Annotated in this window: 11 protein-coding genes and 1 tRNA gene; 2 read left to right on the top strand and 10 right to left on the bottom strand. The window is 68.9% G+C overall.

What is annotated here, in order from left to right:
- Positions 1-26: 26 nt before the first annotated feature.
- The 6 genes from ACZ5EF_RS20315 to ACZ5EF_RS20290 all read right to left on the bottom strand — a co-directional run bounded on the left by ACZ5EF_RS20315 (position 27) and on the right by ACZ5EF_RS20290 (position 7,153).
- Positions 27-1,016, bottom strand: a complete 990-nt coding sequence (locus ACZ5EF_RS20315; RefSeq protein WP_346060756.1) for a GlxA family transcriptional regulator — start codon at positions 1,014-1,016, stop codon at positions 27-29.
- A 4-nt stretch (positions 1,017-1,020) separates the two neighbouring features.
- Entirely contained in the window at positions 1,021-2,691 is a 1,671-nt protein-coding gene (locus ACZ5EF_RS20310) for a BCCT family transporter (protein WP_346060757.1), read from the bottom strand.
- Positions 2,692-3,000: 309 nt separating this feature from the next.
- On the bottom strand, positions 3,001-3,801 hold the full coding sequence (locus ACZ5EF_RS20305; RefSeq protein ID WP_346060758.1) for an ABC transporter permease: 801 nt from the start codon (positions 3,799-3,801) through the stop codon (positions 3,001-3,003).
- Positions 3,802-3,956: 155 nt separating this feature from the next.
- Entirely contained in the window at positions 3,957-4,844 is an 888-nt protein-coding gene (locus ACZ5EF_RS20300; RefSeq protein WP_346060759.1) for an ABC transporter permease, read from the bottom strand.
- Positions 4,837-5,976, bottom strand: coding sequence for an ABC transporter ATP-binding protein (locus ACZ5EF_RS20295; RefSeq protein WP_346060760.1), 1,140 nt, complete (start codon positions 5,974-5,976; stop codon positions 4,837-4,839). Before ACZ5EF_RS20295 ends, ACZ5EF_RS20300 begins: the two co-directional genes overlap by 8 nt.
- Positions 5,977-6,037: 61 nt before the next feature.
- Positions 6,038-7,153, bottom strand: a complete 1,116-nt coding sequence (locus ACZ5EF_RS20290; RefSeq protein WP_346060761.1) for an extracellular solute-binding protein — start codon at positions 7,151-7,153, stop codon at positions 6,038-6,040.
- Between the two features lie 260 nt (positions 7,154-7,413).
- Between ACZ5EF_RS20290 and ACZ5EF_RS20285 the strand changes: the two genes are divergently transcribed.
- Positions 7,414-9,390 carry a metallophosphoesterase family protein gene (locus ACZ5EF_RS20285; protein WP_346060762.1) on the top strand — a complete coding sequence of 659 codons (1,977 nt, stop codon included), beginning with the start codon at positions 7,414-7,416 and terminating at the stop codon, positions 9,388-9,390.
- Here the strand turns inward: ACZ5EF_RS20285 and hmpA are convergent.
- Positions 9,345-10,517, bottom strand: coding sequence for an NO-inducible flavohemoprotein (gene hmpA, locus ACZ5EF_RS20280; protein WP_346060763.1), 1,173 nt, complete (start codon positions 10,515-10,517; stop codon positions 9,345-9,347). The two genes, ACZ5EF_RS20285 and hmpA, sit on opposite strands and share 46 nt — an antisense overlap.
- A 335-nt stretch (positions 10,518-10,852) precedes the next feature.
- On the opposite strand from hmpA, the gene norR reads away from it, so the two are divergent.
- Entirely contained in the window at positions 10,853-12,385 is a 1,533-nt protein-coding gene (gene norR / locus ACZ5EF_RS20275) for a nitric oxide reductase transcriptional regulator NorR (RefSeq protein ID WP_346060764.1), read from the top strand.
- Here norR and ACZ5EF_RS20270 read toward each other — a convergent pair.
- From ACZ5EF_RS20270 to ACZ5EF_RS20260, 3 genes are all read right to left on the bottom strand, one after another.
- Positions 12,369-13,499 (bottom strand): GGDEF domain-containing protein, encoded by a 1,131-nt coding sequence (locus ACZ5EF_RS20270; protein ID WP_346060765.1) that lies wholly within the window; start codon positions 13,497-13,499, stop codon positions 12,369-12,371. The two genes, norR and ACZ5EF_RS20270, sit on opposite strands and share 17 nt — an antisense overlap.
- A gap of 14 nt (positions 13,500-13,513) precedes the next feature.
- Positions 13,514-14,005: a molybdopterin-dependent oxidoreductase gene (locus ACZ5EF_RS20265; RefSeq protein WP_346060766.1), complete on the bottom strand. Its 492-nt coding sequence runs from the start codon at positions 14,003-14,005 to the stop codon at positions 13,514-13,516.
- Positions 14,006-14,174: 169 nt separating this feature from the next.
- Positions 14,175-14,251 (bottom strand) — tRNA-Arg (locus ACZ5EF_RS20260).
- Positions 14,252-14,254 lie beyond the last annotated feature (3 nt).

The raw sequence follows: 14,254 nt of genomic DNA, 5'->3' as shown, positions 1-14,254 counted from the left end.
TTGGGCCCAGTGTATCGGGGAGCGGCTCAGGCGTCGCGACTCCTTTCCGGGTCGGGGCCCCGGCGCGCCTGGCGTGGCGACTGGCCGTAGAAGCCGCGGAAGGCCCGGGAGAAGCTGGAGCTGGAGGTGAAGCCGCAGGCCAGGCCCACCGAGAGGATATCCAGCTCGGTCTCGTCGAGCAGGCGGCGGGCCCGCTCCAGGCGCAGCTTGAGGTAGTAGTGGCGGGGCGAGCAGCCCAGCTCCTGGTCGAAGAGGCGCTGCAGCTGACGCGGAGAGACGCCGCCGCGGCGGGCCACCTCGGCGAGGCTCAGCGGCTCCTCCAGGTGGCGCTCCATCAGCGCCACCGCCTCCACCAGGTGCCGCTTGTGGGTGCCCAGGCGCCGCGCCAGGGTCATGCGCTGCTGGTCGCTGCGGGTGCGGATGCGCTCGTGGATCAGCTGCTCGGAGACATCGACGGCCAGTCGCGCCCCGTGGCGCCGGCCGATCACCTCCAGGGCCATGTCCATGGCGGCGGCGCCGCCGGCACAGGAGAAACGCCGCCGGCCCAGCTCGAAGAGCTCGTCGGAGGTCGACACCCCGGGGAAGCGCTCGCGGAAGGCGGGCAGGCTCTCCCAGTGCAGGGTGACCCGCTCGCCCTCCAGCAGGCCGGCCGCCGCCAGCAGGAAGCAGCCGGTGTCCAGGCCGCCCAGCACGCAGCCGGCCTGATCCAGGCGGTGCAGCCAGGCCATCAGCGGCCGGCTGAGGTGCGCCTCCGGCGCGAAGCCGCTGCATACCGCCAGCGAGGGCAGATGGTGCACCTCGCCGATAGCCTGGTCGCTCATCAATGTCATGCCGTTGGAGGCGGTGACCGGCCCGCCGGCCTCGCTGATCAGGGTCCAGTCGAAGAGCGGCCGGCCGCTGATGCGGTTGGCGATGCGCAGCGGCTCCACCGCGGCGAAGAAGGCCATCATCGAGAAGCGCGGCAGCAGCAGGAAGCCGACGGTCTCGGGCAGGGGCCCCGCATACGCCAGGCGCATGGCGTCAGCCCCGCCCCGCCGGGACGGCCTGGGCCGCCCGCCGCCGGCGGCGCACCGCGGCGGGGTTCTGGATCAGCGACTTGAGCACCCCCAGGGTCATCAGGATGATCACCACGCTCAGCGGCAGGGCCGCGGCGATGGAGGCGGTCTGCAGGGCGCCGAGGCCGCCGGCCAGCAGCAGCACCGCCGCCACGGCGCCGATCACCGCCCCCCAGAAGATGCGCATCGGCCGGGAGGGCTCATCGTTGCCCAGGGAGAGGATGGTGGTGATCACCAGGGTCCCGGAGTCGGAGGAGGTGATAAACCAGCTACCCAGCAGCAGCGTCGCCAGCGCCGAGACCGCCCAGGCCAGCCAGGGGGTGGCCACCAGGCCATCGATGGTGCCATAGAGGGCCGCCGGCAGGTTCCAGTTCTGCACCAGGGTGATCAGCCCGGCCTCGCCGCCGGCGGTCAGCTCCTGATGCAGGGCCACGCCGCCGAAGACGCAGAGCCAACCGATGATGATGGCGGTGGGAATGACCATCACGCAGACCATGTATTCGCGCAGGGTACGCCCCTTGGAGATGCGCGCGATAAAGAGGCCGACGAAGGGCGCCCAGGCCAGCCACCAGCCCCAGTAGAAGATGGTCCAGTCGCCCTGCCACTGGGAGGGTCCCGGCTCCTCGGGGAACCACAGCCCCATCTGCACGAAGTTGCCCAGGTAGTGGCCCAGGGAGTCGCCGAACATGCCCAGCAGCCAGTTGGTGGGGCCGGCGAACAGGAAGACCCCCAGCAGCAGCACCGACATGATGATGTTCCACTGGGAGAGCAGCTTGATGCCACGCCCCACCCCGGAGACCGCCGAGAGAATCGACAGCGCGCTGATAAGGGCGATCAGCGCCAGCTGGGTGGGGTTGCCCGGGTCGATGCCGAACAGCCGCTCCAGGCCGGTGGCGATCTGGCTCACCCCCAGCCCCAGGGAGGTGGCCACCCCGAAGACGGCGCCGAACACCGCCAGGATATCCACCAGATGGCCGATGGGGCCGTAGATGCGCTCGCCGATAAACGGATAGAGCGCCGAGCGCAGCGCCAGGGGCAGCTTCTTGCGGTAGGCGAAGTAGGCCAGCGACAGGCCCACCAGCACATAGACCGCCCAGCCGTGCAGGCCCCAGTGGAAGTAGGTGACCGCCAGCGCCGAGACCGCCCGCTCATGGCCCAGCGCGGTGGCCCCGGCCAGGTCCGCATAGGGGTTGTTGGGGTAGCCGAAGGCAGCGCTGGTATCCAGGTAGAAGAGCGGCTCGGCGACGCCGAAGAAGAGGATGCCGATGCCGATGCCCGCGGAGAAGAGCATGGCGATCCAGGCGAAGGTGGAGAACTCCGGGCGGCTATCGTCGTCGCCCAGGCGAATCTTGCCGAAGGGGCTGAGCATCAGGCCGAAGCAGACGGCGATCAGGAACACCAAAGTGATGATGTAGTAGGCGCTGAAGGTGCTTTCGATCCAGGCCCGGGCGCTGCCGAAGACGGTACCGGCCAGGGAGGTATCGAAGGCGGTAAACAGCACGAAGGCCAGGATGATGGCGGCGGCGGTCAGGGTCATGCCGCGGTGGGCGCCCTTGAGCAGGCCCTGCTGCTGAATCGGTAAGGCGGCGGGGTTCAGCGGCCCCGCCTGGCTGGGGTCGTCGTGATGGTCGGACATCTCGGCTCCTCGAGCCGTTGTCGTGAGCGTCGGACAGTGTCGCAAGCCCCGGAGAGCGGAGATTGTGAGACTAGCCGTTCACGCAACGGACGGATGATCCGCCGGGGCCTGGGTCATGCCTGTCAATGGCCCCAGGGCGGAGATCGGCATGGGTTCGGGACAGGCACGCCCCTATGGTGGGCGAAGCCGTCAGGTAGAAATGACGCAATACGTCATTTAATCAACTTAATGCGACGCATTTTAGCCTTTCTCGCCATCACGCGGCCAGAATCCGCACCCGATCGACGCCGATGGCACTTCGAGTTGTCACTAGACGCCGGGCACCCGGGTCTCCCGGCGCCGCTTGATCTCGTAGGCGATGGCCAGCAGCACCGTGACCAGGATCAGGATCAGCCCCAGGGCGTTGACCGCCGGGGTCAGGCCGGTGCGCACCTTGGAGGCGATATAGACGGTGAGGGTGGTGTCATAGCCCACCACGAAGAGGGTGGTGTTGTAGTTCTCGAAGGATTGCAGGAAGGCGATCACCGCCGCCGAGAGGATCGCCGGCCGGAGGTAGGGCAGCAGGATGCGCCGGAACATCTGCCACTGGCTGGCGCCCAGGTCCAGGGCGGCGCGCTCCATGGTGCGGTCGAAGCGCTGCAGCCGGGCGGTGACCATCAGCATCACATAGGCGGTGATAAAGGTGGCCTGGCCCAGCACGGTGAGCAGGATGCCGCCGCTCACCCCCCACTGGCGCCAGAAGATCAGCGTCGAGATACCGATGATCACCCCCGGGGTCAGCAGCGGCGAGAGGATCAGCGCATAGAGGAAGGGCTTGGCGCGGCTAGACACCGTGTTGAGGAAGAGCGCCGTGGCGATGCCGATGGGCACCGCCACCACCAGCACCCCGGCGGCGACGATCAGGCTGTTGGTGAGCGCCTGCCACATGCCGCCATCGGCGGCCAGCTCGCCAAACCAGCGCAGGGTGGTGCCGTCCCAGGGGGTCACGGTGGGGAAGCGGCTGTCGTTGAAGGTCGCCGCCGCCATCACCAGCAGCGGCAGGAAGAGGTAGGCGAAGAACACCACCACATAGCCGCGCAGGGCCCAGCTCATCAGTCGTTGCGAACTCATCGAATCCATCCTTTGATGTCCCAGTAAGCGGCGCCGAGGGACCACACGAGCAAAGCGTCATTATCAGGGACGAGAATGCCGAGCGCCCATGGAGGGGTTCACAGCGTCTTTGCGAGGTGGTTCCTCGGACAAGCCGCTGCATCCGGCTCCCGAGGCTACTTGGCGATATCCCCCAGCCCCACCTTGAAGACCTTCATCACCAGCGACATGAAGCCGATGCACAGGATCAGCAGCAGGAAGGCGTAGGCCGCCCCCTGGTTCCAGTTGCCGCCCTCGAAGAACCAGTTGTAGATGATCTGGGTGAACCAGCGGCTGCCCGGCGAGCCCAGCAGGGCCGGCACCGCATAGCTGCCCGCCGCCAGCATAAAGGTCATGATGCAGCCGGTGGCGATGCCCGGCTTGGCATGGGGAATGATGATGCGCCGATGGGTGCGCAGGGTGCCGGCGCCCAGGTCCCGGGCCGCCCGCACCTGGTTGTCGTCGAGGCTCTCGATGACGTTGTAGATGGGGAAGACCATAAACAGGATATAGGCGTAAACCATGCCCACCATGACCCCGGCATCGCCGCTGAGGAAGCGGATGGGGCGGTCGATCAGCCCCAGCATCATCAGCACCTCGTTGAGCGGGCCGCGAAACGCCAGGATGATAAACCACGAGTAGGTGCGCAGGATCTCGTTGATCCAGAAGGGAATGATCAGCAGCAGGATGCATAGCGCCGCCTGCCGCGGGCTGGCCAGCTTGGCCAGGTAGTAGGCCAGCGGGTAGCTGACCATCAGCGTCAGCAGGGTCACCAGCACGCTGGACCACAGCGTCTTGAAGAAGATCGCCCGGTGGATCTCGTTGTTGAACAGGGTGACGTAATTGGCCAGGGTCCAGTTGTCCTCGGGCCCGCCTAGCTGGGCCGGCAGCAGGTTGGGACGCAGCGAGTAGTCGATCATCTGCAACTGGGGCAGGGTGACCATGACGATCAGCCAGATCCCCAGCAGGGCCAGGATCGCCGCCGCCAAGGGGCCGCCGAAGCGCGCCCGCAGCTGCCTAAACATGGGCGCCCTCCACCACCTCGCCGGTGGCCTCGTCCAGCGCCGGGCCGCCGGCGTCGGCCAACACCACCGCGTCCTCGGGATCGAAGCCGAAGTGGGCGCGCCGCCCCGGCTGGAGCGCCTCGAGATGCTGGCGGGAGAGTTCGTGGCCCAACTGCACCCGGAGCTTCTCGCCGCTGGCGGCGAGCCGCGTCTCCAGCATCAGCCAGGCGCCCTCGAAGTGCAGCGCCTCGATCGTGGCCTCGAGGCCCTGGCCCGGGGCCACCGGGCGCAGGTGCTCGGGGCGCACATAGAGGGCCGCGGCGGCGCCATTGGCCAGGGGGGTGGGCGCGGTGCCGCGCCCGCTCAGCTCGCCCAGGGCGCCGCCGTCCAGGCGGACCCGCTCGCCATCCTGGTCGATGACCTTGGCCTCCAGGCGGTTGTTCTCGCCCACGAAGGCGGCCACGAAGCCGGTCTGGGGCGAGCGGTAGAGGGTCATGGGGTCGGCCACCTGCTGGAGGTGCCCCGCCGACATCACCGCCACCCGGTCCGACATATTGAGGGCCTCGCCCTGGTCGTGGGTGATATAGATAAAGGTGATGCCGGTCTTGCGCTGGATCGCCTTGAGCTCCACCCGCATATGCTGGCGCAGCTTGAGGTCCAGGGCCGAGAGCGGCTCGTCGAGCAGCAGCACCCGGGGCTCCACCGCCAGGGCCCGGGCGATGGCCACCCGCTGCTTCTGGCCGCCGGAGAGCTCGGTGACCTTCTTGGGGCCGCTGCCCTCCAGGGCCACCAGGGCCAGCAGCCGCTCCGAGGTGGCGCGCCGCGTCTTGCGATCGATGCCGCGCACCTCGAGACCGAACTCGATGTTCTCGAACACCGTCATCAGCGGGAAGAGCGCCAGGTTCTGGAAGATCATCGCAGTGGGGCGGCGGTTCACCGAGACCCCGGCCATGGCCTCGCCACCGATGCGCACCTCCCCGGCACTGGGGGTCAGGAAGCCGCTGACGATATTGAGCAGGGTGGTCTTGCCGCAGCCCGAGGGGCCGAGGAAGCTGAAGAACTCGCCGGAGGCGATGGCCAGGGAGGTCTCCTCGATGGCGGTGAAGTCGCCGAAGCGCATCACCACCCGATCCAGTTCGACGCTAGCGTCCATTGCGCGCTTGCCTTCTTCGATCGACGGAAGCACGGCCCCCGGAATGCCGGGGGCCGCTCACTCAGGCGCTTAGGTAGCGATCCTGATACTCGTTGCGCAGCGCCACGTACCAGGGCTCCTGGATCGGCCACCACCAGAGGTTGGCCAGGTCTTGCTCGCTGTAGGAGTCGGTGAAGAACTGCCGGGTGGCCTCCGGCAACAGCTCGGTGGCGCCCTTGGCGGTGGAGTTGTAGCCGGTGGCCTCGACGAACATGGCCCCCGCCTCCGGGGTGTAGTACCAGTTGATCAGCTCGTAGACGGCGTCCGGGTTCTGGGCGTTGCGGGGAATCACGAAACCCTCCATCCACGCCAGGGCCCCCTCCCGGGGCGCGCCATAGGCGATGTCCTCGCCCTCCTGCTGCAGGCGGAAGGCGGTGGAGTCCCAGGTCTGGCCGATGATGGCGCCGTTGGTGCGGAAGGCCGCCTGGGCCTCGTTCTCGGTGTCCCAGAACTGCACCAGCATCTGCTTGTGCTTGACCGCCTCCTCGAGGATGACGTCGAAGTTGGCGCGCATCGCCTCCTCGCTCTTGTAGGAGTCGAGCAGCGGGAAGGGCAGCCGGCCCTCCCGCTCCAGCCACAGGCCGATGCCCACCAGGGCGGAGTGGCCGCGCACCGTGACGCCCTGGCCATGCTCCGGGTTCCACAGGTCCGCATAGCTGAGGTTGGCGCGATCGATACTGGCATAGCGACGGTGCCAGGTGATCGCCTCGGTGCCCCAGTCACTGGGCGCGAAGTAGCGGCGCCCGTCCACCACGCCGCCCACCTCGGAGCCCTCGATGGCGCTCTCCAGGGCGCCGTCCCAGTTGATGCGGGAGGTGTCCAGGGGCTGGACCAGGTCATAGTCCAGGTAGCCGGGCACCCGGTCCACGGTGGGCATGATGACGTCGAAGCCGCTGCCGTCGGTGGCGCGCAGGGAGTTCATCAGCTCGTCGTTGGTGCCATAGGGGGTGAAGGTGGCGCGGATACCGGTCTTCTCGGTGAAATCCGCCAGCATGGCATCGGTGAAGTAGCCGGCCCAGGCATAGATGCGCAGGGTCTGCTCCTGGGCCAGGGCGCTGTTGATATAGAAGGCGGGCGCCGTGGCGGCGGCGCCCGCCGCCAGCGACCCCTTGAGGAAACGACGACGCGTGATCGACATGGTTCTCTCTCCGGTGGACAGGTTGAGTCGACAGCCGTGGATAGCGCAACGATTGTGCGGCCACCGGATGTCCATCGGATGGCAATTAAATGACCGTTCAATCGTCGATCCAGTAAGCGTAGCCGCTAATGCACGAAGGCCCAGTCCCGCCATCAACGTTTCCACTCACCCGCCCCGCCCGGCTTGCCAGGCCCGGGGCCGATCGGGGATGCTGATTACCCGGCCGCCAAGGCGCCCAACCCACTGCGATGCCCTTGCCCATGGACGATCAGCCCCTTCCCGATATCCTCGCCGGCCCCCTGCTGCGCCGCCTGAGCCCGGAACGCCTGGTGCTCTGGCTGGTGGGCTCCCGGCCCCTGGAACTCGGCCTGCACCTCCACCCGGAGGGCGCGCCACCGCGGCGCCTGAGGCTCGGCGAGGAGCGCCTGCGGCGTATTCCGGTGGGCCGCCACGCCTGGCTGCATCTGATCGAGGTGCCACTGGCCACGCCCCTGCCCCGGGGCCGGCGTATCGGCTATGACCTGCGCCTGGAGGATCGCGATGGCACCCCGGGCATCGCCGACTGGGCGCCCCACCTCTGCTACGACGGCGAGTCGCGGCCCGCCTTCGTGCTCGCCGAGGACCAGCGCCGCCTGCTCCACGGCTCCTGCCGCAAGCCCCACCATCGGGGCGAGGATGGCCTGGTGTGCGGCGACGACTGGCTGGCCGAGCGCCGCGACCGGCCCGAGGCCTGGCCCGCCTGGCTGCTGATGACCGGCGACCAGGTCTACGCCGACGACGTGGCCGGGCCCATGCTGGCCGCCATCCATGCCCTGATCCGCCGCCTGGGGCTGGTGGACGAGGTGCTGGAGGGTGCCACCGTGGCGGATAGCCAGGCCCTCTACGCCGCCCCCTCCGGCTACTACCGCCGCGAAGCGCTGCTCCCCGATATCACCGTCAATGTGGCGCTGCGCGAGCGCTTCTTCGGCGGCGCCCGCAAGCCGGTCTTCACCTCGGCCAACGCCCACAACCACCTGATCACCTTCGCCGAGGTGATGGCCATGTACCTGCTGATGTGGTCACCGGTGCCCTGGGGCCTGATCGCCCCGTCCCGGCCGGCACTACCCGAGGAACTGGACGCGCGCTACGACGAGGAGCAGGAGGTCATCGAGGCCTTCGTGGCCGGGCTACCCCAGTGCGCCCGGCTGCTGGCCCACCTGCCCTCGCTGATGATCTTCGACGATCACGACGTCACCGATGACTGGAATCTGACCGCCGAGTGGGAGGCCTGCGCCTATGGCCACCCCTTCTCGCGGCGCATCATCGGCAACGCCCTCTGGGGCTACCTGCTGTGCCAGGGCTGGGGCAATGATCCCGAGAGGATGGCGGGACTGATCGAGCAGGCCGAGGCGTTGCTGGGAGAGACCCACGAGCGGGAGGAGGGCCTGCCGGCGCCGTCCCAGGATGCCCTGCTGGAGGCGCTGCGCGGCCACCGCGACTGGGGCTTCCGCGTTCCCGGCACGCCGCCGCTGCTGGTGCTGGACACCCGTACCCGGCGCTGGCGCAACGAACGCCGCCCGGGGCGCCCCTCGGGGCTGATGGACTGGGAGGCGCTATGCGAGCTGCAGCAGGCGCTGCTGGGCAGCGAGTCGGTAGTGATCGTCTCGCCGGCGCCGATGTTCGGAGTCAAGCTGATCGAGGGCATCCAGAAGCTCTTCGTGCTGGCCGGCAAGCCGCTGCTGGTGGACGCCGAGAACTGGATGGCCCACCGCGGCGCGGCCAGCGTGATGCTCAATATCTTTCGCCATAGCCAGACCCCCGGCAACTACGTGATCCTCTCCGGGGACGTCCACTACTCCTTCGTCTACGACATCCGCATCCGCCACCGCCGCCAGGGGCCACGGCTCTGGCAGATCACCTCCAGCGGCATCAAGAACGGCTTCCCGGAGCCGCTGCTCAGCACATTCGATCGCCTCAATCGCTGGCTCTATGCGCCGCGCTCGCCGCTCAACTGGTTTACCCAGCGGCGCCCCATGCATATCACGCCCCGGGACCCGGATCGCGCCGAGGCCGGCGAGCGGCTGTGGAACGGCAGCGGCCTGGGCCTGGTAGAGCTGGACAGCCAAGGACGCCCCGCGCGGATCCGTCAGTTGGACGCCCGGGGCTTCGAGGTGGACTTCCCGTCCCCCGAGGATCGGGAGGCGGAGGCCGATCAGGCGGCGGCCAGCGGCCGGGCCGGGCCGAAGTGCTCGAAATGACGCCGCGCGGCGGGCACGCCGAGGGCGTCCAGGTGGGCGTTTACCGCGCTCATGAAACCCTGGGGGCCGACGAAGTAGCAATGCGCCTCGCCCTCGGGTAGCAGCGACGCCAGCAAGTCGCGATCGATACGCCCGCGATGGTCGCCCCCTTCCCCCTCCTCGAAGAGCAGGGTGCTGGTGAGACGATTGGGGTAGTCACGCCCCAGCTCGGCCAGCGCCTCGCCGAAGGCGTGATGAGCGGCGTCGCGAGCGGCATGCACATAGATCACCCGGCGCCCCTGCTCCAGGGCCTGGCGGGCCAGGGGCAGCATCGGGGTCTGGCCCACGCCGCCGCTGAGCAGCATCACCGGGGCGGCGCCGGGCACCAGGGTCAGGTCGCCGGCCGGGGGCAGCAGTTCCAGGGTATCGCCCACCGCCATCCGCTCGTGGAAATGGCCGCTGACCCGGCCACCGGGCTCGCGCTTGATGGAGAGGCGATAGCTCTGCCCGTTGGGGTAGGCGGAGAGGCTGTAGTGACGATAGTGGGTCTCGCCGTCCAGGCTCAGCTTGACGCCGATATACTGCCCCGGCTGGAAGTCCGCCACCGGGCCGCCGTCCACCGGCTCCAGCAGGAAGGAGGTGATCACCTCGCTCTCCCGGCGTCGTTCGGCGAGGCGGAAGGTGCGGGTGCCCTGCCAGCCGCCGGGGAGGCTGGCGAAGGCGTGGTAGTGGTGGGATTCCAGCTCGATCAGCAGCCCCGCCAACTCCTCGTAGAGGGCGCCCCAGGCGGCGGCGATCTCCGCCGTCAGCGCCTCGCCCAGCACCTCGCCGATGGCCGCCATCAGGCACTCGCCGACGATGGGGTACTGCTCCGGGGCGATGCCCAGGGAGACATGCTTGCTGATCGCCGTGCCTAGCGCCGCCCGGGCCCGGGCCGGTTCGCCACGCAGCTGCACATAGGCCAGCACCGCCCCGGCCAGGGCGCGGGGCTGGGCGCCATTGGCCTGGTGGGCCTGGTTGAAGAGGGCCTTGACCTCCGGGTAGCGGTCGAACATCAGCGGATAGAAGCGCTGGGTAATGGCATCGAGGTGTTCGGCGACCACCGGGGCGGTGGCGGCGATCAGCTGTTCCTGGTCGTGAGTCAGCATGGCGTTCCTTGATCATCGAGTGGGTTGGCGCTTTGCCTATTTCCTACAGCAAACGCCATGCCAACCTCCCGCTCGATGATGCCGAGCCGGCCCATGGTGCTAGGTGTTCGTCTCGTTGAGGCCCGGGGCTTTCCTGGGGGCAGGCCTTCGCAAAGACGCTGTGAATCCGTCCCTGGACGCTCGACTTTTTCGTCCATGAAAAAGACGCTTTGCTCCGACCTGCCCCCAGCGCCCCTGAGCATCCCCCCCTAGTCCCCCGGAGCGACGTCCTAAGAGTGTTATTTTGACTCGATTAATGCTGTTATAGTGACAATGGTATTGTTCGAGTGACACTGATGACCGACTTCCTGGAAGCCCTGCGCCATCTGCTCACCCAGCTGACCCATGAGGCCCCCGCCCAGGCGGCCTGGGCCCGGCTGCTGGAGACCCTGGTGGGGGACTATCCCGCCGATGCCAGCACCCTGATGGTGCTGGAGAAGGAAACCCTGCGCCCGGTGGCGGTGCTGGGGCTGCCCGACGAGGTCCGCGGGCGGCGTTTCCGCCTCGTCGAGCATCCGCGGCTGGCGGCCATCGCCGCCCATCCCGGCGTGTGTCGCTTCCCCCCGGGCAGCGAGCTTCCCGACCCCTTCGACGGCCTGCTCGACGAGGCCCTCAACCCGGTCCACGACTGCCTGGGGGTGGCGCTGCGCGACGATGACGAACGCCTCACCGGCCTGCTGACCCTGGATGCCCTGACGCCCGGGGCCCTGGCCGCGCTGGACGAGGCGGAGCTGGCCGCCGCCGCCCACCTGCTGGGCACCTGTTTGCGCCTGGCCGACCGGCTCAGCACCACCCGCTCACGGCTCAACGAGGCCCTGGAGCAGGAGGCGCCCCCGGCGGGCATCCAACACTGGAACAGCCCCGCCATGCGCCAACTGATGGCCAATGTGGCACTGGTGGCGCCCACCGCCATGAGCGTGCTGCTGCACGGCGAGACCGGGGTCGGCAAGGAGCTGATCGCCCGCGCCCTGCATGCCCGCTCCGAGCGCCATCAGGGCCCCTTGGTGCAGGTCAACTGCGCCGCCCTGCCGGAGAGCCTGGCGGAGAGCGCCCTGTTCGGCCATCGCCGCGGCGCCTTCTCCGGGGCGGTGCAGGATCATCGCGGCCACTTCCGCATGGCCGACGGCGGCACCCTGATGCTGGACGAGATCGGCGAGCTGCCCCTGGCGCTGCAGGCCAAGTTTCTGCGGGTGCTGCAGGAGGGAGAGATCCAGCCCCTGGGCCAGGAGCGCCCGGAGCCGGTGGACGTGCGTATCGTGGCGGTGACCAATCGCGACCTGGCCGCCGAGGTGGCCGCCGGCCGCTTCCGCGAGGACCTCTACCACCGCCTCGGTGCCTTCCCCCTGGAGGTGCCGCCGCTGCGCCGACGCCGCGAGGATATTCCGCTGCTGGCCGGCCATTTCCTGGAGATCAACCGCATCCGCCTGGGGCTGGCCAACCTGCGCCTGAGTCCGGCGGCGGGCACGGCCCTGCTCGACTGGCAGTGGCCGGGCAATATCCGCGAACTGGAGCATACCCTGGCCCGGGCGGCGCTGCGCGCCCTGGCCGACGGCCCGGCGGCGGATCGACGCCGCCGCCCGGTGGCCATCGAACGCCATCACCTGGCCCTGCCCGAGGCCGCCTCCGCCACCCCGGCGCAGGCCGCGGCGCCCTCGCTGCCACCAGAACGGCCGCTGCGAGAGGCCAGCGAGGCCTTCCAGCGCGACTATATCGCCCGGGCCCTGGCGGCGGAGGGCAACAACTGGGCCGGCGCCGCCCGACGCCTGGGCATGGACCCCGGCAACCTGCACCGTTTGGCCAGGCGCCTGGGGCTCAAGGAGTCGACATGACCCTAGAGGCACCGCCGGCGCTGCACTCCACGCGATCACGGCCATTCGCCTTGGCCCGATAGAGGCGCCGGTCGGCCAGGGCATAGAGGGCCTCGAAGCCGTCCATGCCGGGGCCGGCGGTGGCCACACCGAGGCTGGCGGTCAGCCGCTCCCCCGCGGCCCGGCCCGGCAACGCCAGGCCGGCGATACAACAGCGCACCCGCTCGGCGAGCCGGCAGGCCCCCGACTCGTCGCAGGCGGGCAGGAAGAGGGCGAATTCCTCGCCGCCCAGGCGCGCCACCCGATCCATGGCGCGCACCTCATCGCTCAGGGCCTCCGCCAGGGCCACCAGGACGGCGTCCCCGGTGGGATGACCATGGGCGTCATTGATGCGCTTGAAGTGATCCAGGTCGATCAATATCAGGCTGGGGGCCTCGCCGCTGCGCCGATAACGCGCGAACTCCTCGGCGGCCACGTCATAGAGATGGCGGCGGTTATCCAGACCGGTGAGCGGATCGGTGCGGCTCTGTTGGGCCAGGGTCTCGCGTTGCTGATAGATGCGTAGCAGGGTCAGCATCAGCCCGCCCACCATCAGCACCGCCACCAGCCCCAGGGCGGTCACCGCCAGGGTCAGGCGTTCCATCATGCGTCGCTGGGTCGCCGAGGCCAGGTGCAGGAGTTCATTGAGTTCGCTATAGGACCAGGCCAGACCCTCCTCCACCTCCCGTCCCACCTCCTCCAGGCGGCGCGGGTCACGCCCCGCCGCATAGGCCGCCAGGGCGCGCTCCAGCGACGGCAGGCGCGATTCCAGATGGACCAGTTCCTCCATCAGGGGGCGATAGGCCGCCCGGGGGATCTCGCTGCGCTGCAGTGACTGGGTAATGCTGCGTATCCGCAGCTCGATGACCCAGAGCAGTTGCTCCAGTTGCTCCACATGCAGCGCATCGCTGCTGTCCCGGAGGTTATCCAGGGTCAGCCGCAGGCGCACCGCGTCCTCCTGGGCGCGTACCACGTCGGTGACCATGGAGATATAGTCGGCCCCCACATGGCGGCGCGCCTCGGTGATATAAGTACTCACCGCCAGCAGGCTCAGCGCCACCAGCAGGGCGAAGGCCCCCGCCATGCCAAGCGCCAAGCGGCGCTCCGTCCTCACCGGGCGCTGACCTCACGGATCGCCCAGATCCAGCGGGACGAGGGTTCACTGCCCTCCAGCACCGCCGCCGCCTCTGCCGGCACCACCAGCATCAGGGGGCCGAGCTGCTCCCGCCCCAGGGGGGCATCGTCGAGGCGGGTCACCAGCAGATAGGCCTTCTCCGCCCGCTGGGCCGGGGTCAGGAAGGTGGTGTAATCGTCATGGGCGATAAAGCGTACCCGGGAGGCATCATCCAGCCCCTCGGCGGCCAGGAAGTCGTCCAGCCAGACGCCGGCGAAGCGCCCCTCCAGCCCCTCGAAATGGCGCATCGCCACCTCGTGAAGGCCATGGCGCTCGATCTCGGCCAGGCGCAGCGCCCAACTCTCCCCGCCCCGGGTCACGGTAAGGGCGGGGCCTTCCTGGGCCTGGGCCAGGGGGGCGCCCAGCATCAACAGACAGGCTCCCAGCAGGACAACCGACAGGGGTGAAAACAGGACGGGCAAACGCATGGGGGACTCCTCGGCGGACGGGGCTCTACTGAGTCATCGGCCAAGGCGGGGGAGACTGTACCCCACTGAAAAACATTAAGAAAATCTGATGAAATGGCGTGCGGCGCCGAAACGACACCCGAAAACGACGAAGGGCCCGCGAGTGATCGCGGGCCCTTCTCGGAAAGCGTGGCGCGCCCGGCAGGATTCGAACCTGCGACCCCTGCCTTCGGAGGGCAGTACTCTATCCAGCTGAGCTACGGGCGCGCG

This window comes from Bisbaumannia salifodinae, assembly GCF_055388505.1.
The sequence above is the reverse complement of the archived record's forward strand: the minus strand, read 5'-3'. Positions and strand labels throughout refer to the sequence as shown.